Genomic DNA, 22216 nt, shown 5'->3' with positions numbered 1-22216 from the left:
GTCCCAGAATGGATATCATCATGATTCCTCGAGAAGTGATTCAGAAAATTCGCCGCGTGCAGATACGTACTTCGCACAAAGTCGATGAAATGCTGGCGGGCACGTGGCACTCTGCATTTAAAGGTCGCGGCATTGAGTTCGAAGAAGTTCGTCCGTATCAAATCGGCGACGATGTCCGCACCATTGACTGGAATGTCACTGCTCGCAGCGGTGAACCTTATGTGAAGTTATTTCGCGAAGAGCGCGAACTGTCGGTGATGTTGCTGATCGATCTAAGCGGGTCGCAAAGCTTCGGAACCAATCAGCAGACCAAGCGAGAGGTTGTGACAGAATTGGGGGCGACGCTCGCGATGTCTGCCATCAAGAATAATGACAAGGTCGGACTCACACTGTTTACGGACCATATTGAAAAGAGCATCCCGGCTCGTAAAGGTTCACGGCATGTGCTGCGCCTGATTCGCGAAATGCTGTACTGTGAACCGATGGGATCCGGGACCGACATCCGACAGACATTGGAACATCTCAACCGCATTTCAAACCGCAAGACCGTCGTTTTCCTGATTAGCGATTTCCAGGACGAGAACTATGAATCCACACTGAAAGTTGCCCGCCGACAACATGATATTATCCCTGTGGTCATTTCCGATCAGCGGGAAGCCAGGATGCCGAATGTCGGCCTGATACGACTTCAAGATGCCGAGAGTGGAGAAATCATTACCCTCGATACTGCCCGCCGCAGCAACCGCGAAGCATATGCCCGCATCTATCGAGAGCGATCAGAAGCGCGCGATGCGATGTTTCGGCGACTGCGATTGGAGCCAATTCATATCGAAACTGGTGTCGACATTGTGGAACCTCTACGACGATATTTTCATAAACGGGAGAGCCGAGTATGAACATCCCTCGAATCATGCGTGGATGCTCAGCCAACGACAGTTGCTGTTCATCACACAGCCATTCAGCCTGGGTACTCAAAATGATCGTATCCGGATTATTACTCTTTCTATTCGCAGGATTTGCACAGGCAAAACCATTTAAAACGTCATCCAGACAACAGGGGATCGAGGTCTCGATCAGCATGTCGACGACCAGCGTTCGCGTCGCGGAACCATTTACTGTGACCTACGAGTTGATCTCACCATCGGAGGAGAAACTGGTCTGGCCTGCAGTTGCGGACCGACTTGGTCCATTCGATGTCATTGATTCGCAAGATTTTTTTGAAATCCCTGTCGATTCCGGACGGATGTGGAAACGGGTACTGACGCTGGAAAGTATTCAATCCGGCGACCTGGAAGTCCCATCGCTGGCGGTGAATATCGTGTCATCAGATTCAAAAGGTGTTCAGGCAGAACCTGTAAAAGCCATCAATATTGCGGCACAACCGGTCACTGTCACCAGCGTTCTCGAAGGACGCGCAGATCCCTCTCAGTTTCGCGACATTCAGTCTGTGGTCGATGTGGAGGTACCTGCTGAGAATACCTCAGCTTGGACCATCTGGGGATTTACCAGTCTCGGCGTCATCTCACTGGCCTGTATTGCGTTTGTGATCGTGGCTGTCCGAAGTCGTTCGATCACACCAGAAAAGTGGGTATTAAAGCAACTTGATGCACTCTCAGAAAGGGTGGCAGAGAATCCTGCTGACACTCACCACCAGCTCACCGAACTGACAGATATGACGAAACACTTTCTGGACCTGCAGTACGACCTCCCCGCCAGTCAGCAGACAACACACGAATTGTTACAGATGCTGGCGGATCGAGACCTCGGTGCTACGCATGTTCGCGACGAATTAAGTAATGTTTTGTCACTCGCAGATGAAGTGAAGTTCGCTGGCCTTGATTTGAGTGTGGACGAACTGCAAACCGCGATTCAAACGGTTCGCCAAATTGTAACTGAGTTATCAAAACCGTTAGTCCCTGCGACAGCGATTCCGGAGGTTTCCTGATGTTTGACTCTCCCTTGTATTTTTTACTGCTGCTCACGCTGCCCTTCCTGGCGTGGCGTTTGTTTGCACCACAACGAAAATCAGCGGTTCGATTCAGTTCGCTGAAAATGGTGAAAGACCTTTCGCCGACAATCCGGCAACGACTCACCTGGTTACCTCGCCTGCTGACGTTGGCTGCCATCTTATTTATCATTCTGGGACTGGCCAGACCACGTGAAGGACGTGAGCAAAAAGTCACGACCAGTGAAGGGATTGCCATCGAAATGGTCGTTGACCGCAGCGGCAGTATGCAGGCCATGGATTTCAAGATCAATGACGAACATGTCGATCGTCTGACTGCGATTAAAAAAGTAGCCGGGGATTTTGTTGAGGGGAAAGAGGAGCTGGATGGTCGATTCAACGATCTCGTGGGGCTGATCACATTCGCAGGCTATGCCGATGGGATCACGCCGCCGACTTTGGACCACGCCCATCTTGTCTCGCAACTCAATCATACCCAGATCGTCACCAGTCGGAACGAAGACGGAACCGCGATCGGCGACGCCATTTCGCTGGCCGTAGAAAAGCTGAACGCACTTGATGCACGCAGCGACGAGAAGGTGAAAAGCAAAGTGATTATCTTACTCACGGACGGCGAAAATAACGCCGGCGTGGTCGAACCAATTCAGGCAGCGGAACTGGCCGAGACGCTGGGAATTAAAGTTTACACCATTGGCGTAGGAACCAAAGGAGAAGCACCGGTACCGGTCACCGACCCATTCAGCGGTAAGAAAGTCGTCCAGTGGATGCCCGTCAACATCGACGAAGCAACACTTCAGAAAGTCGCTGATCTGACTCACGGAAAATATTTTCGAGCGACCGATACCGACTCACTGGAAAAGATTTACGAAGAGATCGATGCCCTGGAAAAGACCAAAGTGGAAGCCCAACACTATACCGATTACCGCGAACTCGCAGTGCAACCATACCGGGCTGGCTCCCTCTATGTGCCCCCGCTGTTGTTGATCGCCTTCGGGCTGTTATTGGTACGGTTTGTGCTTGAACAAACATGGTTACGAGAGTTGAACTGAACATCGCGAAATCGCTCTAGAGAGAAATAATATTATGGATATTCAATTCGGCAATCCGACAAATATCGTTCTGCTGTTTGTGGCAGCAGGCAGCCTGTTACTTGCCGGCTATGCCGCTGTGGCAAAATACCGCGCTGTGAGACAATTTGCCTCTGCGAACATGACTGACAAACTGTTCTTATCGCCTCGTTCGCAAAAACACTGGATCTCTTCGATTCTGATGGTCAGCAGCCTGTGTTTACTGGCAGTTGCTTTGTGCGACATTCGTTGGGGAAAGACCGAACGCGAAGTTCCTCAAAAAGGAATTGAAGTGATGTTTTTACTCGATGTGTCGCGCAGCATGCTTGCGGAAGATGTTTCGCCCAGCCGACTCGATCGAGCGAAACAACAGATCAAAGACATGGTCGATGAGATGTCCGGAGACCGCGTCGGTTTATTTGTCTTCGCCGGTGCGACACGGCACTCGGTACCTTTAACCAGCCACTATGAAGACTTCAAGCAGACCCTGGATGCTGTCGGGCCTCAGAGTGTTCGACGCGGCGGCTCATTACTCGGCGATGCGATCAGGGCGGCGACATCCGGATTCATCAATAAAACGAACGACCACAAAGCCATTGTCGTTTTTACAGATGGAGAAGACCAGGAGAGTAAACCAGTGGAAGCCGCCAAAGAGGCCTTCACAAAACAGGGCATCCGCATTTTCACCGTGGGTCTGGGAGATATGGATCAGGGAGCCCGCATCCCGGAAACAGAACAAGGCAGTCATCAATTTGTTGAATATCAGGGTCAGCAGGTCTGGTCAAAAATGAACGGTACCATCCTCAGACAAATCGCTACCGACAGCAACGGCGCTTACATTCCCGCCGGCACCAAACGGGTCGACATGGCTGCGGTTTATCACAACTACGTGGCGAACATCGAACAGACCGAGTTTGAAACAGCAACCATCAGTTCCTACATACCACGTTTTCAGTGGTTTGCACTGCCGGCCCTCCTGCTCCTGTTACTGGAAGTACTCATTTCAACAGCCCGGGGTAAAGTGAAGTCACCAACGGCAATGCCGACTCCGGATGCGAAGAAGAACGCTACGAAGGAAAAGAACGCCGTCCCCAAAAGTGCGGTGGCTGCCCTCTTGGTCCTGGTCACGCTGTTGATGTCGACAGGCACACTCAGCGCCGCTGAGGCAAACATTCCCGCTGAACGGCTCAGTGCAACGCAGATTAACACGGCGAATCAACTCGTGAGAGAGGGAAAGTTCGACAAGGCGCTCGAGCAATATCAACAGATTGAACCCACTCCTAACGACCAGACAGAATTGAATTATAACGAAGCTGTGACATTGTACCGTCAAGGTAATATGGAACAGGCAGCAGAGAAGTTTACCTCAGTCGCAGGGGATGCTGACACCAGCATCGCAGCCCGCGCGCGGTATAACCTCGGAAACTGTCATTACGCGACTGGCGTGCAACTTGCGGAAAAGGACAAGCCCGCTGCCCTTGAACAATTGAAAACCGCCATTGAGCATTACCGCGGTGCCTTACGAGGTAACCCGGATAACACCGATGCCCGCGCCAACATCGAGCTCGCCGCTCAGTTGATCAAAGATCTGGAGGAACAGCAAAAAGATCAACAGAATAAGGAACAGCAGAAAGACGAACAGAAAGACGAACAGAAAGATCAACAAAAAGATCAACAAAAAGATCAACAAAAAGATCAGCAGAAAAACCAACAGAAGCCAAACGAAAGCCAAGAACAGAAGTCTGGTGAGCAGCAGAAACAGGACCAGCGATCAGAGCAGAATCAAAAACCGTCTGAACAATCCGAGCAACAGAAATCGGAATCCGAACAACAACAACAACAACAACAACAACAACAACAACAACAAGGATCAAAGGAAGAGTCTCAAGAGAAACCCCAAGAGCCGCAATCTGGTGAAGAACAAAACCCATCAGAGAAGCCTGGTTCTGAGAATCAGCAAATGCAGCCCCAGTCACAACAATCCAAAGGGGCACAACAGTCGCCACAGACTCCTGAACCAGGCGAGTCTGAAGACAAAGCAGAACAGGACAAGAAACCGCTCCCCTCGGGAGAACTCACTGCGGATCAGGCTCAGCCACCGAAAGAGAATGAGAAGAGTGGATACGCTATTGCTGATCCCAATCAGAAACCTGGTTTAATGAATAAGGAAGAAGCGCTGAAGTTGCTGCAATCGGTACGCGACCGCAACATGCTGCGTCGATTCCGACAACAGCAACTCGAAAAATCACGACAAATCCACGTTGACCGTAACTGGTAATTTCGACTTTAGATACTGGAAGAATCATGTTTCATTCAAACAATTATCTTCAATCCATTCTGGCCGTCATCATTCTCGGAATTGCAGGCAGTTCTGCGTACGCCGGTGATGTGTCGATGAGTCTCTCTTCTCGCGAAGCCTATGTCGGCTCGCCGATTCAGATGCAGATCTCGATCAACAATGCCAGCGATTACGAACAGCCCGTTTTACCACAAATTGACGGGGTCGAAGTGCGTTCAGCCGGAGCACCATCGCAAAGTTCGCAAGTAACGATCATCAACGGTCGCCGGACCGAAAGTCGGAGTGTGGTTCTGCGTTATCTGATCACGCCGCGTCGCGCAGGTACGTTCGAGATCCCTGCCCTGACATTCAAGGTCGATGGAAACAGCGTAGAGACCAAACCATTCAGGTTTGTCGCCACAAAAAGCGAAACCGGCGATCTGTTGTATGTCGAGCTGGCAGGAAAAAAAGATAAGGTCTTTGTGGGACAACCGCTCGAGATGACACTCAAGATTTATATCAAACCGTATCGCGATCAGAAACACGAGCTCACTCTTTCTGAAGGAGATATGTGGAATATGATTTCAGATCATACCAGGTGGGGTTCTTTTCAGAAACGCATTGAAGAAATAGCAAACAACCGTCAACGTCCCAGCGGAAAAGAAGTTTTGCGCAAAGACGATCAAGGTGGAGAACGGGCCTATTACATGTACGAGATTGACGCTCAGGTCTACCCCACGAAAGCTGGCAAAATTTCCGGGGATGATATCCAGATCGTTGTCAACTATCCCACGGCCCTGGGACGCTCGCGCGATCCGTTCGATAGTTTCTTTGAAGACAGTCCGTTCGGTGGAAGTTTTATGTCATCTCCCTTCAGCAATCGGTTAACAGTCACGGCTTCGAGGCCTGTGGTTGCAGAGGCCGCCGTAGATACCACCGAAGTGTTACCGGTACCTGCACAAGGCCGCCCTCTGGATTATCGAGGAGCGGTCGGGCAGTATCAGATTGTTGCCCAGGCATCACCCGTCGATGTGAATGCAGGCGATCCGATTACGCTCAATCTTGGTATCATTGGCACGGGCCCCATGGAACTGGTACAGGCTCCGCCTTTGTCAGAGTTGCCGGAGTTAAAACAGTTCAAGGTCTCGAATCAGCCACTGGCAGGCTACGTCAAAGATGACAGTAAGGTCTTCTCGACAACAATTCGTCCTCGCCAGGCAGGCATTACCATGATCCCCGCGATCCCATTCAGTTTCTTTAATCCCGAAACCGAACAGTTTGAAACCGTACACTCAGACCCCATTGCGATCACCGTGGAAAAAGCCGAGTCGTTGGCACTGGACGCCATTGTGGGAGCGAAAGGCACTCACTCGAAAGTACAGAACAAAACGCAAAGTACAGCTGCACTTGAGCCAAGTTTTATCAATATTGATACCTTGAGCGCACTCACTTCTCAAGAACCACAAACTGCCTGGAGCTGGTGGTGGTTGTCTGTGGTTCTGCCTCCGGTGCTCTGGGTCATTACCCTGGCAACCCGATACCGTCGTTGGTTTGCCGAACGTATGCCATCTCTGCGATCTCCCCGGAATCGTTGTTTCAATCAGATCTCATCTGCGGGGGATCAAGCTGCAATCGCTGATGCTTTACTGAGATACATGCGAAAATTGTTTCCTGCGAGAGAGTCATCAGGAACCGCAGACAGTTCAAACGAGTCTGCTCCCACCATCGGGGCGATGCGTGCTGCGGGATTCTACGAACTGGCAGCGGAAGCAGAATTATTGATGGAGCAACTCAGCCACAGCCAGGATTCGTATGGATCCAGGGTTGACATCGAAGAGCAAAGAGCAGCGGCAATAGAGCTGGTAAACCGACTTACCACCCGCATGCAGTCACAGTCAAAACGACAGATCCGTCGTTCCCCTGCGACCCGAGGCAGAAATTCGAAACGCACGAAAATTGCTCAATCTTTCGTTTTGCTGTTGGGGTTGGCATCGATGTCAACGACAGTGATGGCGAACGAAACCACTGCGACAGCACCAGTGTCCGCGTCACAAGTTTTGCTCAGTCAGGAACAGCGCGAGATGATTTTGAAAGATGCAAATGAGTCATATCGCGAAGGACTTGCTCTTGCCAAAACAGATGTGGTCGATGCGAAAGATCTGTTCCTACAAGCTGCGAATCAGTATCAGATGCTGGTTAACGCCGGAATCTCGAATGCCAGTCTGTACTTTAATCTTGGCAATGCGTACCTGCAATCCGATCAACTCGGTCGCGCGATTGCGAATTACGAACGTGCACTGAAATTAGAGCCGGATAATCGGCAGTTCCAGGCAAACCTTAACGCAGCCCAAGCAATGGTCCAAACTGCAAATACGCCTCAGGAAGTTACTGGTCCCGACAGGAATCTGCTGCTAAAATTAGAAAACGCGAATTCGATCCTGGTCAAAACAGTTGGTTCACAGGTCATTATCATGGTACTTGTGTTTTCATCATTTGCATTTTGGGGACTTGTGATCTGGCGAACAATGGGCTACAAGCTGTCTTTATGGAAATGCGCCACATTGCCCGGATTGCTGTTAATGATCAGCCTGGTTTCAATTTACTTACATGCAGAAAATACCGTTCAGCAGGGAAATGCGGTCATTGTTGAACAACATTTACAATTACATGCGGGAGACGGAGAACAATTCACGGAAGTCGCCGTATTGGATTCCGCTGAAGGTCATCGAGTACAAACCCTGGCCCACCGAGGATCGTGGACACAGATCCAAACCGGGCGAGGTCAGATCGGCTGGGTTCCCGATCGTGTACTCGAACTGCTTTGATGCTTGTAGAAATGAGAATTCGTAGACCTTTCAGCCCATTCCATGAACGCCTCCCATCAGGAATCACATGAATGAAACTGGCAGCCAAACTGATTCTGATATTCATGGTGGGGGTCCTGGGGATCGTCGCGCTGTTCTCCTGGCAAATCGTAAGACAGCAGCGTGAGTGGTCTCAGCAATCAAATGCAGAGAGTGCCGTCGATCTGGTGAATGCCCTGAAACCTACAATTGAACAGGCTTATCGAGACGGCGGTACGGTGCAGATTCAGCAGGCGATTGAAGTCACTAAACGAACGACTTCCGGTTCTGCGATGCGTTGGATCGACCCGGAGAAACCTGACGCTGTTCAACAGATCCCCGATGCGGGCGCCGTAGATACGGAAACACGTTCTCGCAGCATTTCGCGTATTTCGATTTCAGACAAAGACGGAGAAACAAAGCAGTTCACGTATGTGCCACTCACTCTTCCCGGAGACGTTACTGGAGCAGTCGAAGTTGCCAAACCGCTGCTGAATTCTGAGGCGAATATTCGCCGCTCATTTCAAGCCTCGGCGTTGTTATTGATCGGAGTCACACTTCTTTCCGGTTTTGTGATCTACTGGGGCGGCCTGAAGCTCATTGCCAGTCCGCTACGAAAGTTGATCAAACAAGTCGAACAGATCGGTGAGGGAGAATTCGGTCATCCTCCCGCGATCACTTCTAATGACGAGTTTGGTCAACTTGCATTCGCAATCAGTCAGATGAGTAGTCGTTTGCAGCAACAGCGAGAGACGATTGAAGCAGAGACCAAAACGAGGCTGCAAACACAACAGCAACTTCGTCATATCGATCGGCTGGGAACAGTCGGTACTCTGGCTGCCGGTGTAGCCCATGAGTTGGGCACACCACTGAATGTGGTTTCAGGGCGTGCCGGTCTGATTTCCAGCGGTCAACTCTCCGCAGCAGATGTCAGTTCAAGTGCGCAGACGATTCAAAAAGAAGCCGAGCGTATGACCGCCATCATTCGCCAACTGCTCGACTTTGCTCGCCGCACAGGAACAGAGCATGCGTCGATTAATCTCATCCAACTTGCTCGTCAAACGTGCGAACTGATGCAACCACTGGCAAAGAAAGCGCATGTGAATTTAACCGTAAACGCTGATGAGAACTTATCAGTGACAACGGTAGGAGATACCGGTCAACTCCAGCAGGTAATCACCAACCTCATCAGTAACGCAATCCAATCGATTCCTGACGGCGGCAAGATTATGATTAAAGTGCATTCAGAGCAAATTCAACCACCGGCGATTATTGAATCACAGCATAAACACTTTGCCTGTCTGGAAGTGATCGATACCGGAATCGGTATGACCGATACCGAAACGGAGCATGTATTTGAACCATTCTATACGACGAAAGATGTGGGCGAAGGAACTGGCCTGGGGCTTTCGATTGCGTACGGGATTGTGCGTGAACATGGCGGGTGGATTGATGTCGCAAGCGAGAAAAATCAAGGTTCGACATTTCGTGTGTGGTTGCCGATAGACGATCAGAAAGATCTGCAATGAACGAAAACTCTGACATTCCGCGAATTCTGGTGATTGACGATGAGCAGTCAATGTGCGAACTCATCGAGACCGATTTGCGACTACGGGGCATGCATGTCGACTGGTTCACCGATGCCAGGCAGGCCATTACTGCGATCGATCAAAATAACTACGATGTTGTATTGACCGACATTCGTATGCCGGGGACGACGGGACTACAGCTCTGTCAACAACTGACCGAATTTCGGCCGGACATACCTGTGGTTCTGATGACGGCCTTTGGGAGTCTGGAAACCGCGGTCTCCGCCATGCGGGCGGGAGCTTATGATTTCATCACCAAGCCGATTGAAATGGATCTCCTGGCGATCACGGTCCGCCGAGCCATCGATCACCACCGGCTCACAGAACAGGTACGGTTGTTAAAAGAGTCCACTCAACCTGTCCGTTCTTTCGGAGACATGATCGGTAATAGCCCTGCGATGCAGGCTTTGTACGACCAACTCGAACGCATTGCCGCTTCTGACGCAGGTGTGTTGATCATCGGAGAAAGTGGCACTGGCAAGGAACTGGTCTCGAGATGCATCCATGCACATTCGCGCCGGGCAAACAATCCTTTTGTAGCAATCAACTGTGCTGCTCTCTCCGAATCCCTGTTAGAGAGTGAATTGTTCGGGCATGTCAAAGGCGCATTCACGGATGCCCGAAGTGAACGCCGCGGTTTATTCCTGGAAGCTAACGACGGCACCCTGCTGCTCGATGAAATGGGCGAAATGCCAATGTCGATGCAGGTCAAACTGTTGCGAACGTTAGAAGAACGCGTAGTCCGACCGGTCGGATCAGACAAGGAAACACCGTTCGATGTGCGTGTCATCTGTGCTACCAATCGCGATCTTGAAGCGGCGGTTGCCGACGAAAAATTCCGGGAAGACTTGTACTACCGCATTAACGTGATCGGATTGCACTTACCGCCACTGCGCTCGCGCGGGACCGACATTTTACGCCTGGCAGAGTACTTTCTGAAACAGTTTTCGACAGCCGAAAACAAACAGGTAACTGAGCTGGCAGAGGGCGTGGCAGAGAAGTTGCTCAAGTACCACTGGCCCGGTAACATTCGCGAGTTACGAAACGTGATGGAACGCGCAGTCGCATTAACACGTCACGATAAAATTACCGCCGCCGACTTGCCTGAAAAGATCACGACCTATCAGAGCAATCAAATCCTGATCGATGGCCTTGATCCTGACGAACTCGTCTCGCTGGAAGAGCTCGAACGCCGCTACATCACCCATGTACTGGAAGCCACCGGCGGCAACCAGACCCAGGCTGCCCGCATCCTCGGCCTCGACCGAAAAACCATCTATCGCAAACTCAAGCAAACTGATTTCGAATAAGGTAACTCTCCTTTCGTTAAGACCCGGTCGGTTCCAAAAGTGTCCCGATATCAAATTCGGCCCAGAAAAAAATGGAGTGATGAACTCCAATCATCTAATACTGTCGCAGGTTGTGATTCACTCTCAGTAGTACAGTAGTCGTCACAAATTTTGACCGAAAAGAAGTCACATCCCCAAAGTATTTCACCTTGTCGATAGACAGACTTCAAGACAGTCACTGCCTCTCTTAATGTCCTGTTAATTTTCGACTTGACCGAATCGCGCAGATCATGATCATCATGCGGAGATAAAGTCGGGCGCGCGAGTGAGCACTACTGGTTCAGTTGAGATTCCTGTCCCACTGAGAAAATCAGCATGATTAAAACCGCTCGTTTCAGCACGATTTTCCAAACCACTGCTCCGATGCACCTCAGTTTTCAAACGACATCGCAACGCTTCATTTAGCATTCCTGGAACATGACAAGACCATCCTGGGGGATCACATGACATTCCCGGAGAAAATACGCAACGCCCCCTTGACTCCCCCACGCTGTTCGCAAAAATCCATTTCACAACCATGATACTCTCTCCTGATGGAGGGGCGAGTCGATGTGCTCACCCGCCTCGCGACACTCAATCCCAAATCACCGCCTCAATGGAACCCAAACGGTCCCCAAAAGTTGAGCGGATCGGCGCTAGCTGCCGTTTGAACTTCCAGCAGCAAGCCGAAGCCCCCCCGGCAAACTAATCTTACCCGATATCACCAGTACCAGCTCAGATGAACATTCTGCAGGAATCCCGATACTCCCACATCAGTCCTTTTTTTACGAGATGAAGCCTGCCGCAAGGACAAATGGGTGCTTTCCAGGGAGCGCCGGATAGCGTGTGAGAAAGTAAAGGGTCAGGATTGAATGGCACTGCCTGTTGTAGCGTAACAGTTTGCGTTCATACGATTGCCTTCCGTTGTTGATGGTAATGGTATCTTGGTTGCTTCAGCAAAGCCAGCACTTTGGTGCGGCGTTTATTGGCTCTGGGTTCTGTTCGACCAGTGCGATGCCCCACACGTTCGCTGCTGGGGACCTGTTGTCCGAGTGCAACCAACTCATCCGTGAGCTTCGTGACGGCTCCCAACAACCAACTGGCAGCCAGCATCTGTTGCGTGGTGGCAAACGAGAGGGAACGCGGATCACGGTCTGTTGAGAGACTGCTTTGCAGCATTTTGAACCGAATCAGATTGTACGCCAGCAGGCACGACCAGAGTTCGGTGAGCACCATGTCCGGAGACTTCGCACGCAGAATATCCATACCCAGCGAACACTTGATGCTGCGAATATCCAGTTCGATCAGCCAGCGGCTTTGATACATGGCGGCGATCCAGCGCGCCGGGGATGCTTTCCGATCTGTGATGCTGGTGGCAATCGTAAACGTTTTGGCGCGATACCCCGGCTGATTGGTCTGCACATCGACCAGACGCAGAGTGAGCGTCAGCGGTTGTTGCCAGAATTCCTGACGGGGCATCCAGTCAGGACGTTGCAATGGTCGTGACCAGGTCACCAGTCGCTCCCGTTTGCTCAGCCGCCGTGCGTTCTGGGGATGATCGTCACGCAGGTGATGATTCTTCATCAAAACCTGCACGCCCCGCGCACGGCACGCACTCACCAGCCAGTACGTGCAGTAATACGAGTCTGCCACCAGGGTATCTCCCGGTCGGAGTGCATCCAGCATTTGCCAGAACAGGGCCGTTTCGCCACTGCCTTTTCCGCTGTAAGGCCCGCTCACTAGATCCACCAGCAGTCCGGTTGTCATCGAGATCAGAGAAACGCAGCGTAGAACGGGGAACCCGAGCCCCGGTTTCTGAGTCGGGTTCTGTGGATAGGCACGCTGATTCTTGGGAGTATCGGCGGCCGTGAGGGTGAAGCCATCAACCAGCAGAATGCGACCGCCGGTGCTCCGTGATTTCATATCAGCGATGCTGGAAGGACTGAGGCGTGCCGCCGACTGCTCTCTGGTCTGGACACGATTCTGATCACAGGCCGCTTCCGCATCAGCGGCAATTTGTTGGACAATGTCTCGAATGACGATAAACGGGATTTTGAGTCGCGCACGACAATAAGCACTGGTATTCGTACTGCAAACCCGTCGGCCCAGCGCGGCACACAGGTTGGCAACACGGATCACGGCCGCTTTACAGCTGCGTTGCTCGCCGGAAAAGAAGACCTGAGAAATTAAGGCCCAGAGCGTGATTGCGGGAGAGTAAACGTCATCCTCGCCGGAACCAAAATTGATTTCGTGTTCATCAAAGACCTGCTGCCAGCGCTGATCGTTGATTACATCAGATAGCGGAAGCGAAGCATTTTGCATCATCGAGCGGTTGAAAAGAGAAAATGATGCTGCATTCGAATGGGAAGCTGGTATAAATGGCATAGAACCTTCCTTGGTCAAATGTCTTCATACACCACCCAAGGAAGGCCTTGCCAGAACGCAGCATAATGCCAGGAGAGGTTTTGCCAAACACAATTTCCAGCGAACTGGCAAAAAATCAGAAAATTAAAACCGTGACTGCGTCACGCCGAAAGCGTTGCGCAAACACAAACTCAAAAAACAGCGGCAGTGCCATTCGGGTCAGGATTGGATTCCTAGTTTCTTTAAACAGAAAATCATTCCCAGATAGAGCCCAATCATCACCACAGTCGAAATTCCGAAGCTGGCAGTGAAGCCGACTCCCTTTTTCAACAAAAATGGCAGGAGTAGAAAGAAGGAGAGTGACGGCAGTACCAGCCAGAAGATGCTTCGGGACAGCTCAGAAACTTTTTCGGCGCTTCCTGTGTCGATATAGAGCCAGATCAATCCCAGGAAGGAGACGAGCGGTAGAGAGGCAAGTACACCACCTAACAGAGAGCTACGTTTGGAGATTTCGGAGACCGCCACTACCAGCACTGCTGTCAGAGCCACTTTCAAGAAATAATACATTCTTCGTCCCCATCCTCACTGTAGATGATTCGAATTAGATCATGTATGTCTCTGTCCCTTTTGGTCACCGCTTGAGTGAATCCTCAAAGCGATGACCACTAGGGAGACTCGTTAAACAGGCGGATGAATTATTCCTGGAATTCACCCTGAGATGGTTTACCATCAATTTCGCCCAGTACGGTTCCGGCGAAGTCAGCAACGTTTCCGATGCCGGGATCGGTCCCGACAAATTTGGCTGCTTTTCCGTCTGCCTCGTCCTGAGGGAGCATCTTGACGGTCATGGGAGGCACGACTTTGCCTTCTGCCGTCTTCGTTTCTTTGATTGACAGTGTCAGTTCTTTCGCGGCAACCGGTCCAGGCGATTTCTCATCTGCTCCCAGAAACAGAATCGTGCACTCATGCTTTGGGTGATCCACTGTGAATTCCGCATGGTACTTACCCAGATCAAAGACAACCCCGCCATTCGGGCCTGTCCCATGCGAATGAGCATCTCCATGACTCTCTTCTGTCTGTGCTGCTGGCGGTGGAGTTGTCTCCTTCGGAGCAGAGTCTGTGCTGCCTTTATCTGCACAGCCTGTCACAATCAGAGCAGCGAACAGTAAGCCAGAGATTTTCAAGTTCATCATTTTGTTTTCCTTTTCTTTAGAGAAATCAATCAAGAGTGTTGTTGTGTGACAGCCCGCAGCAGTTCTTCGTCAGAACTTTCACTACGAACCAGGCGTTTGGCATCCTTGCCTGAGAATTTCCAGAACAATCCGGGGTGAATAAAAAATTCACAGAAGGTGGATGTCACCAGCCCTCCCAGTATGACGGTCGCTACGGGATAGAGAATTTCCAGTCCCGGTTTATTTCCGCCCACCACCAGCGGAATCAAGGCGATCCCGGCGGTCAATGCGGTCATCAGCACCGGAGCCAGCCGTTCCAAGCTGCCCCGCAGTACCATCTGGGGAGAGAATGCTTCTCCCTCTTCTTCCATTAGATGGAAATAGTGCGTTACCAGCAAAATTCCATTACGGACGGCAATCCCCCCCAGGGATACAAAGCCCACCATGCTGGCGACCGTCAGGGTCTGGTTGGTTAAAACCAGTGCGAAGACACCTCCGATGAACGCTGTAGGAATGGCGTTTAAGATCTGAAACGTAATCCGGGCAGACGGATAGAGCATCATCAGCACGATAAAGATACCGGCAACAGAGACGGCAGCTAGAATCGTGATCAGGAATGTTGCAGAGCGTTGCGCTTCAAACTGCCCCCCGAACTCCACAAAATAGCCGGTAGGCAGGGTGACCTGTTCGCGGACCTGTTTTTCGATCTCAACCACGGTACTGGCCAGATCTCGTCCCGACACATTGCAACGAATCGTCTGTCGTCTGCGGACATTTTCCCGGTTGATCAGGTTCGGCCCACTGGCGGAGCCGGGGAAGTCAGCCAGTTCCCGCAAACGGATCTGTCCTCTGCCATCGGGGAGTTCCAGCCGCAGTTCCCCCAGATTGTATGGATCGGAACGATATTGTTCGTTAAGTTTGATGATCAAGTCAAACCGACGCTGGCCTTCCAGGACCTGAGAAACCGCTTCCCCCTTCAGGGCTGTTTCCACAAACCGGGCGACATATTCACGGCTCAATCCGAAATATGCCAGTTCGTCTGGCTTCAGAACGACATGCAGTTCATCGACCCGTTCCTGTGGATCGATAATGGGCGGTGTTACACCGGGAATATCGGTGATCGCATCACGGACATCTCCCGCCAGTTCGCGGAGTTTATCGAGATCATCTCCATACAGTTTGATACCGACCTGGGCCTTGACCCCGGACAGCATATGACTGATGAGATGAGACAGCGGCTGCTCCGCCTCGATCCCGACTCCGGGAACATTCGTTTCCAGATTAGAGAGTAACGTCTCCAGAAACTCATCACGATCGTAGTTCGCCTCCGGATTCATTGTCAGAATATACTCTCCCACATTTACCGGTTGAGCATGTTCATCCAGTTCGGCCCGTCCGGTCCGGCGGAAAAAGTGTAAAATCGGCTCCTGAGGCTTGTCTTCGGATTTCTGCATTTTGACCAACTGGGCATCGATCAGTGAAGAGGCTTCATTCGAAGCTTTCAAAGAAGACCCTCCCGGCAGGGTAACGTTGATCTGTACGCTCCCTTCATCGAATTTCGGCAGGAAGTCAGCTCCCAGTTTGGAAAGTTCCCAGACACTGACGCCGACCAGTGCCCAGGTCAGCAACAGCAGGACAGCAGCATGCCGCATGCTAAACCGGATCAGATATCCGGCACCCCACTTCAGAACCCGCAGCAAACGCCCATCCTGATGCTCGTGGGTCGCCTTGGCCTGGGGCAGCAGATAGAAAGACAATACGGGGGTCACCGTCAGCGAGACCAGCAGCGAGGCCAGAATCGAAACAATATAAGCCACTCCCAGGGGAACGAACAGACGCCCTTCGACTCCCGACAGGGCAAACAGGGGCATGAAGGCCAGCACCACAACGGCGGTACCAAAGATAATCGCAGAACGAATTTCCCGGCTGGCCTCATACACGACGACAATGGCGGGCTTCGGATCAGGGCTCAGGTTATTTTCTCCCAAGCGACGGAAAATATTTTCCACATCCACAATCGCATCGTCAACGAGTTCACCAATCGCAACTGCAATCCCTCCCAGGGTCATCACATTGATCGAGAGTTCGGTGCCCGTGAGTATTCCGACAATCCGAAAAACAAGGGTTGTGATCACCAGTGATAACGGAATTGCGGTGAGTGTAATGAACGTCGTCCGCAGATTCAGCAGAAACAGAAACAGCACGATTACCACGAGTACTGCACCAATCACCAGGGCTTCTTCTACATAGTAAATCCCCCGGTCAATAAAGCTTTTGAGCTTGAACAGCTTCGTGTTGATCACGATGTCGGCAGGCAGTGATGTTTCCGCATCATGTAGAGCCGCCATCACATCATCAGTCAGCTTTCTGGTATCGGCATGCGGCTGTTTGACGATCGTAATCACCACGCCCGCGTGTCCATCGATACTGGCATCTCCCCGCTTTGGCGCAGGGCCTTCGACGATTTCTGCCACGTTCTCAAGTAGGACAGCACGATCACCGTTCATTTTAATCGGAGCTTTACGAAGTTCATCCAGTACTTCATTCGTAATTGCCCCCAGCCGACCAATGATCCGCACAGAACGTTCGGTCTGGCCACTGAGGATAAATCCGCCGCTGGCATTCAGGTTATTTGATTGAACGGCCTCCTCGACATCCTGCAGCGAAACATTGTATTCCTGTAATTTAATGGGGTCGACCAGAACCTGGTACTGCTTTTTATCGCCTCCCATGACAATGACTTCTGCGATGCCGGTTAATTTGAGCAAACGCGGCCTGATCAACCAGTCGGCCGTGGTACGCAGGTCCATTCGTTCTTCGAGGGGAGTCGGAAAAACGACGTCATAGGAACGTTTATTCCAGACAAAAGAAACATTTCGTCCGAGATCTTTCGGTTTCCAATTGGAATTCCGGACCTCTATTTTCTGCCACAGACCGGGATCGTTGCGCTCTACCGGATTCCACACCGTCAGTACAGGTTTTCCCTCTTGTTCGGTACGTTCCGCCAGTAGGCCAGTCTGTCCAATCGGGGTCAGCGTTCCCCCTTGTGGTCCTTTGCGGCGATGGATTCCCACATGCAGAATTTGCCCCATGATCGAAGCCTGCGGTGTCATAATCGGGCGGATGCCAGGCGGCATGGGCACATTCGCCAGGCGTTCCGAGACAATCTGACGGGCGTAGCGAGGTTCGGTCTGCCAGCTGAATTCAATGTAGATCACGTTCATGCCCTGGCTGGACTGGCTGCGAACATCTTCGACCCCGTTCGCTCCCAGAATCGCTGTTTCAATGGGATAAGTGACCAGAGTTTCAACCTCTTCAGACGACATGCCAGGGCACTCCGTCAGAATCACTACGCGCGGGCGATCGAGGTCGGGAAAAACGTCGATCGGCAATGTGGTGGTCAGGTAACCGCCGTAAGCCAGGATGACAACACAGGCAGCCAGCACCAGTGTGCGATGAGTCAACGAAAGTCGGATAATGGAATTGAGCACAGCGTTCCCCTATTTCCCTTCATCTTCGTTTTTGTGGAGACTGCCGTCTGCATGAATGTGGTAGCCTTCTGGCAAATCATCCCCGGAAGACGACTTCAGCATGCGGTTCAATTGTTCGGCAGATCCCTGGACCACAAATGAACCGGGCGTGAGCGAGCCATCGTTGGCAATAACCGTATGACGCCGATCCCGCTCCAGGACACGCACCGGTTTACGGTAGAAGGTATTCACATTCTGGATGAAGACGTAAGCCTCCGCACCTTCACGGGCAACGGCATCAGCCGGAAGCACGAACACGTTGTCCAGTTTTTCCACCCGGATCAACAGCCGCACTTTCTGGCCGGGACGAAAACGCCAGAGTACCTGAATCTGTCCATTCTGCTTTAAAAGACGGGACTGATTTTCCAATGGCAGACGAAAGGCGAAAGTACGGTTCACGGGATCGATGACATTCATCAGCTTGTGAATCAGAAAAACCTGATTGTGAGCGGGCCAGTCACTCGCTGCGTGTTCCTGAAAATCGACTTCGACCGGCCAGCCCTCTCTCACGTTGCGCTCCAGCAGTTGTGTTTCGTTCCGAAAGGCGCGTCCTTCAATCGCCAGCAGACGATGGTTTGCCAGCAGGCACAACGTCTGCCCCGTTTTCACCTGCTGTCCCAGATCGACCTCACATTCCTGGACCTCGAATGTAGGAGGTGTTTTCAGTTTGACTTCTTTACCTGATGTTTTCATGACAACGGACGCATCCAGTGGCTTGGATTTTGACATGCGATCGGGAACCAGGATATCCAGATCCTGAATAAAATTACCGCTGGCAATTTCCTGCAACTGCTGCTGGCTGAACCCCCGACTGCGCAGTTCCTGCTGGTAGCCCTTGATGGCCACCTTCAAGCGGGTAATATCATTGGCCGCCTCGATGATCCGGGATTCAGGAATCGCGCCCCTGGAGGATTCCAGGCGTTTTCTCTTTCTCTCCGCCAGCACGAGATTCTGGGTATCTTTGAACAGATTGGTCTGAGTCTGCAGCAAAGTTTCACTGAGAATACGAATCGTGTAGAGCACATCACCCGGTCGAACCGTATCGCCCGGAAAGTAGTTCATTTTCTCTACGACCCCATTGACGGGTGAAATCACACTCTGGTCACTGCGTCCTGGACGATCCACGATCATTCCCGGGACCTGGAGCGTTTTCCAATAGGTCTCGGGAAAAATTGATTTCACTTTCAACTCCAGATTGGCAATTGCCTGGTCTGAGAGGACGATCTTTTGCTGATCCGAACTTTTTTTGCCCTCTGCTTTTTTCGATGCAGCGCCCACATTTTTCGATTGACCAGCCTGATTTGGATCCAGTAGCGGCAACCAGTGATCGCGCAAGATAAAACTGGCAGCAATCAAAACAAAGATTGTGATTCCCAGAACAGGCTTCAACGATTGAAGAAGTACCTTCATAACGGTCCCTTTAAATACCGAAAATCGGGATTTTGAAAATCCAACTCATCAGCTCCGCCGTGATCAGAAAAAACGCATTCTGACCATCCCATGGACACAAAGCTTGATGAACGATTCGCAGCTTCGCTGGAAAATCAGTACCAGCATGCAATAAAAATTTCTTCGACGCCAATAGAGACAGCAGGGCAGCAGCATGTCAGTTCAGAGACTGCCTGCAAGAAAAGCGCACGCTTAGTTCAGAAAAGCGTGATGGCGGAGAAAGAGCGGGGATTCGGCCCCGGGAGGTGCGCAATCCTGCCTGCTCAATTCAGGAGTAGCCGCCGATAATGAGCAGGCCAGCGCATCGACTTCGATCGCATTCCAGTGAAAGGACAACACCAGTTCTGTTCCCAGCAATGAACGCGAACTCGATGTCAGGTCCGTACTGTTGAGGTAGATGGCAGAAGATTCATGGTCAAAGGGAAAGTCGACCTGAGAAGAATCAGGCTTGTCATGATCCGTATGCGAGTGCCCCTCATGTTTATGAGAGTGAGTCCCATGTGAATGCGAATGCTGTTCGTCAGCCTCAGGTGAGCTGACATGAATATGAACGCGCAAATCATGCCCTGCAGGCTGGTTACTTGCATGCAAATGCCCGAATGAGACTGACTGGGTCAGTAACACAAAGGGGATCAGTAATAGGGACAGGATTCTTCTTAGCATATCCACTGTTTCGGTAGAAAGTCACAGATTGTTGAGGTTATTCTAACGCTCGATTGGTTAATGTCCAGACACCAAATATTAAAACCACACAGACAACATATACATACAGTCCCTACCCTGCTTCTATCATTTCTAACAAAATCATCATTTTTTAAAACCTCCTGTTAGACAAAGACTAGACCCCAAAAACGTTCTGACAGGTCTTCTTATGCTGACGCGCCCCTGAATGATTCGTTTCACAAGCGAGCAGCCTCAATCTTCTAGTGAGATCGTTATGACTACCACGAAGCGTCAAATTTCTCGTTTCCTTGCAGCAAATTTGAAGATCTGGCGGTTGTGTCTCTGATAACTCAATGCTGTGTGATTATGCCCCGGATTCCAATAACATTTTAAGCACTTAGAGCCCTCTATAATGGAACCGCCTTGTATCAAGTCCTGAAATCAGGTCTTTAATGGTCGATGTAGACAAATCAGAAAACGAGAGGTAGAATTATATCAATCAATGATCTCTATCTACACAAAATCTATCTCCCACCAAATCGAGCGTCATTGGACGTTGTGAGATCCTCCCTGGAGTTGTTAATGCTTAACATTTTTGATGCTTCTTCCAACAAGTTCTGCAATCAGGTGTCGCGGCGGAATTTCATTAAAATCGGAGCGTTTGGTCTGGGTGGGCTGAGCTTACCGAATCTACTCAAAGCCGAACAACAATCAAGTAAAGCCAATTCTCATAAATCGATCATCATGATCTATCTGCCGGGCGGACCGCCGCATCAGGACATGTATGATCTTAAGTTAGACGCGCCCACTGAAATCCGCGGCGAATTCAATCCCATCTCAACCAATGTTCCTGACATTCACATTTGCGAACACCTCCCCAGACTGGCACGGATTTCCGATAAATGTATTTTTGTGAATTCGCTCGTCGGTTCGATCGGCCAACACGCCTCATTTCAATGTATGACCGGACACAGTGACCGAAACCAGCCAGCCGGCGGTTGGCCCGAGTTGGGTTCTGCTCTGTCACACTTAAAAGGCAATCCACGGGCAACCTCACCCGCTTATGTGAATCTTTCGCCTAAAATGCAGCACACCCCCTATAACTTTGGGAAAAACAGCTTTCTGGGAATGTCGCATACTCCTTTCAATCCGAATGGCGAAATGAAGGGCGATATGACGCTCAATGGCATTACCTTAGATCGCCTGCAGGATCGCAAAAGTCTGCTGCGTAGTTTTGATCAATTCAGGCGTGATGCCGATGCCAGTGGTGCGATGCAAGGGCTCGATTCCTTCAACGAACAGGCCTTTGGTGTTCTGACCTCGGGGCGATTGGTAGAGGCGCTTGATGTTTCAAAAGAAGATCCCGCGATTCGCGAACGCTACGGCAAAGGAACAACAAGAAAACAGGGTGACGCTGCTCCGCGACTGAACGAGCAATTTCTTCTCGCGCGGCGTCTTGTCGAAGCCGGAGCCCGCGTTGTCACTCTGAGTTACAGCTTCTGGGACTGGCATGGTAGCAATTTCAAACTTGCCAAGGAAAACTTCCCCGATTTCGACCAGGCCGTCACCGCGCTGATTGAGGATCTGCACCAACGTGGTATGGCGGAAGATACAACGGTCATCGCCTGGGGTGAATTTGGACGTACGCCGATGATCAACAAAAATGGAGGTCGCGATCACTGGCCACGCGTTTGTAATGCCTTACTCGCCTGTGGCGGCATGAAAACAGGTCAGGTCATCGGAACCACAGACCGGCTGGGTGGTGAGGCGGAAAATCGCCCGGTCCATTTCCAGGAAATGTTTGCCACGCTCTATCACAACATGGGGATCGACGTGCAGCAGATTACCCTTCCCGATCACGCCGGTCGACCTCAGTACCTCGTGGATAGCGGTTACCTCCCTCTGCCTGAAGTCATCTAAAATTTCTTCCTCAAAAGTGAACTACCATCTAACAAACAGGCCTTCGT

The 22216-nt window shown here is 51.1% G+C and carries 14 protein-coding genes; 8 read left to right on the top strand and 6 right to left on the bottom strand.

The features are described from left to right. Positions 1–20 precede the first annotated feature (20 nt). The 7 genes from Enr17x_RS08835 to Enr17x_RS08805 all read left to right on the top strand — a co-directional run bounded on the left by Enr17x_RS08835 (position 21) and on the right by Enr17x_RS08805 (position 11053). Positions 21–896 (top strand): DUF58 domain-containing protein, encoded by an 876-nt coding sequence (locus tag Enr17x_RS08835; protein ID WP_145307902.1) that lies wholly within the window; start codon positions 21–23, stop codon positions 894–896. Beyond that, the gene (locus Enr17x_RS08830; RefSeq protein ID WP_145307900.1) at positions 893–1945 is read left to right on the top strand and encodes a hypothetical protein; all 1053 of its coding nucleotides are present in this window, start codon (positions 893–895) and stop codon (positions 1943–1945) included. The genes Enr17x_RS08835 and Enr17x_RS08830 overlap by 4 nt, the downstream gene beginning before the upstream one ends. Beyond that, a complete protein-coding gene (locus tag Enr17x_RS08825) occupies positions 1945–3015 on the top strand; it encodes a vWA domain-containing protein (RefSeq protein ID WP_145307898.1) in 1071 nt (356 codons plus the stop codon). The genes Enr17x_RS08830 and Enr17x_RS08825 overlap by 1 nt, the downstream gene beginning before the upstream one ends. A gap of 34 nt (positions 3016–3049) precedes the next feature. After that, complete coding sequence (locus tag Enr17x_RS08820; RefSeq protein ID WP_145307896.1) at positions 3050–5311, top strand: VWA domain-containing protein; 2262 nt, start codon at positions 3050–3052, stop codon at positions 5309–5311. A gap of 26 nt (positions 5312–5337) precedes the next feature. Continuing rightward, entirely contained in the window at positions 5338–8136 is a 2799-nt protein-coding gene (locus tag Enr17x_RS08815; RefSeq protein ID WP_145307894.1) for a BatD family protein, read from the top strand. Positions 8137–8207: 71 nt separating this feature from the next. After that, entirely contained in the window at positions 8208–9683 is a 1476-nt protein-coding gene (locus tag Enr17x_RS08810) for a sensor histidine kinase (protein WP_145307892.1), read from the top strand. After that, complete coding sequence (locus tag Enr17x_RS08805; protein ID WP_145307890.1) at positions 9680–11053, top strand: sigma-54-dependent transcriptional regulator; 1374 nt, start codon at positions 9680–9682, stop codon at positions 11051–11053. Before Enr17x_RS08810 ends, Enr17x_RS08805 begins: the two co-directional genes overlap by 4 nt. A gap of 924 nt (positions 11054–11977) precedes the next feature. Here the strand turns inward: Enr17x_RS08805 and Enr17x_RS08800 are convergent. The 6 genes from Enr17x_RS08800 to Enr17x_RS08775 all read right to left on the bottom strand — a co-directional run bounded on the left by Enr17x_RS08800 (position 11978) and on the right by Enr17x_RS08775 (position 20249). Further along, positions 11978–13456 carry an IS4 family transposase gene (locus tag Enr17x_RS08800; protein WP_145307888.1) on the bottom strand — a complete coding sequence of 493 codons (1479 nt, stop codon included), beginning with the start codon at positions 13454–13456 and terminating at the stop codon, positions 11978–11980. 198 nt (positions 13457–13654) lie between these two features. Beyond that, positions 13655–14002 carry a DUF3147 family protein gene (locus Enr17x_RS08795; protein WP_145307886.1) on the bottom strand — a complete coding sequence of 116 codons (348 nt, stop codon included), beginning with the start codon at positions 14000–14002 and terminating at the stop codon, positions 13655–13657. 128 nt (positions 14003–14130) lie between these two features. Beyond that, the gene (locus tag Enr17x_RS08790; RefSeq protein WP_232100992.1) at positions 14131–14628 is read right to left on the bottom strand and encodes a hypothetical protein; all 498 of its coding nucleotides are present in this window, start codon (positions 14626–14628) and stop codon (positions 14131–14133) included. Positions 14629–14657: 29 nt separating this feature from the next. Next, entirely contained in the window at positions 14658–18098 is a 3441-nt protein-coding gene (locus Enr17x_RS08785) for an efflux RND transporter permease subunit (protein ID WP_145307884.1), read from the bottom strand. Positions 18099–18107: 9 nt separating this feature from the next. Beyond that, complete coding sequence (locus Enr17x_RS08780; protein WP_232100991.1) at positions 18108–19547, bottom strand: efflux RND transporter periplasmic adaptor subunit; 1440 nt, start codon at positions 19545–19547, stop codon at positions 18108–18110. Positions 19548–19778: 231 nt separating this feature from the next. Then, on the bottom strand, positions 19779–20249 hold the full coding sequence (locus tag Enr17x_RS08775; RefSeq protein WP_145307882.1) for a hypothetical protein: 471 nt from the start codon (positions 20247–20249) through the stop codon (positions 19779–19781). 582 nt (positions 20250–20831) lie between these two features. Between Enr17x_RS08775 and Enr17x_RS08770 the strand changes: the two genes are divergently transcribed. Next, positions 20832–22169, top strand: coding sequence for a DUF1501 domain-containing protein (locus Enr17x_RS08770; RefSeq protein WP_145307880.1), 1338 nt, complete (start codon positions 20832–20834; stop codon positions 22167–22169). The last annotated feature ends 47 nt before the right edge of the window (positions 22170–22216 follow it).

Origin of the sequence: Gimesia fumaroli (genome assembly GCF_007754425.1) — a bacterium.
GTDB classification, from domain to species: Bacteria; Planctomycetota; Planctomycetia; order Planctomycetales; family Planctomycetaceae; genus Gimesia; species Gimesia fumaroli.
The sequence above is the reverse complement of the archived record's forward strand: the minus strand, read 5'-3'. Positions and strand labels throughout refer to the sequence as shown.

Coding starts and splice junctions, on each gene's coding strand:
- Enr17x_RS08795 (WP_145307886.1), bottom strand. CDS start 14,002: ATGTATTATTTCTTGAAAGTGGCTCTGACAGCAGTGCTGGTAGTGGCG.
- Enr17x_RS08835 (WP_145307902.1), top strand. CDS start 21: ATGATTCCTCGAGAAGTGATTCAGAAAATTCGCCGCGTGCAGATACGT.
- Enr17x_RS08825 (WP_145307898.1), top strand. CDS start 1,945: ATGTTTGACTCTCCCTTGTATTTTTTACTGCTGCTCACGCTGCCCTTC.
- Enr17x_RS08775 (WP_145307882.1), bottom strand. CDS start 20,249: ATGCTAAGAAGAATCCTGTCCCTATTACTGATCCCCTTTGTGTTACTG.
- Enr17x_RS08790 (WP_232100992.1), bottom strand. CDS start 14,628: ATGATGAACTTGAAAATCTCTGGCTTACTGTTCGCTGCTCTGATTGTG.
- Enr17x_RS08805 (WP_145307890.1), top strand. CDS start 9,680: ATGAACGAAAACTCTGACATTCCGCGAATTCTGGTGATTGACGATGAG.
- Enr17x_RS08810 (WP_145307892.1), top strand. CDS start 8,208: ATGAAACTGGCAGCCAAACTGATTCTGATATTCATGGTGGGGGTCCTG.
- Enr17x_RS08830 (WP_145307900.1), top strand. CDS start 893: ATGAACATCCCTCGAATCATGCGTGGATGCTCAGCCAACGACAGTTGC.
- Enr17x_RS08800 (WP_145307888.1), bottom strand. CDS start 13,456: ATGCCATTTATACCAGCTTCCCATTCGAATGCAGCATCATTTTCTCTT.
- Enr17x_RS08820 (WP_145307896.1), top strand. CDS start 3,050: ATGGATATTCAATTCGGCAATCCGACAAATATCGTTCTGCTGTTTGTG.
- Enr17x_RS08780 (WP_232100991.1), bottom strand. CDS start 19,547: ATGAAGGTACTTCTTCAATCGTTGAAGCCTGTTCTGGGAATCACAATC.
- Enr17x_RS08815 (WP_145307894.1), top strand. CDS start 5,338: ATGTTTCATTCAAACAATTATCTTCAATCCATTCTGGCCGTCATCATT.
- Enr17x_RS08770 (WP_145307880.1), top strand. CDS start 20,832: ATGCTTAACATTTTTGATGCTTCTTCCAACAAGTTCTGCAATCAGGTG.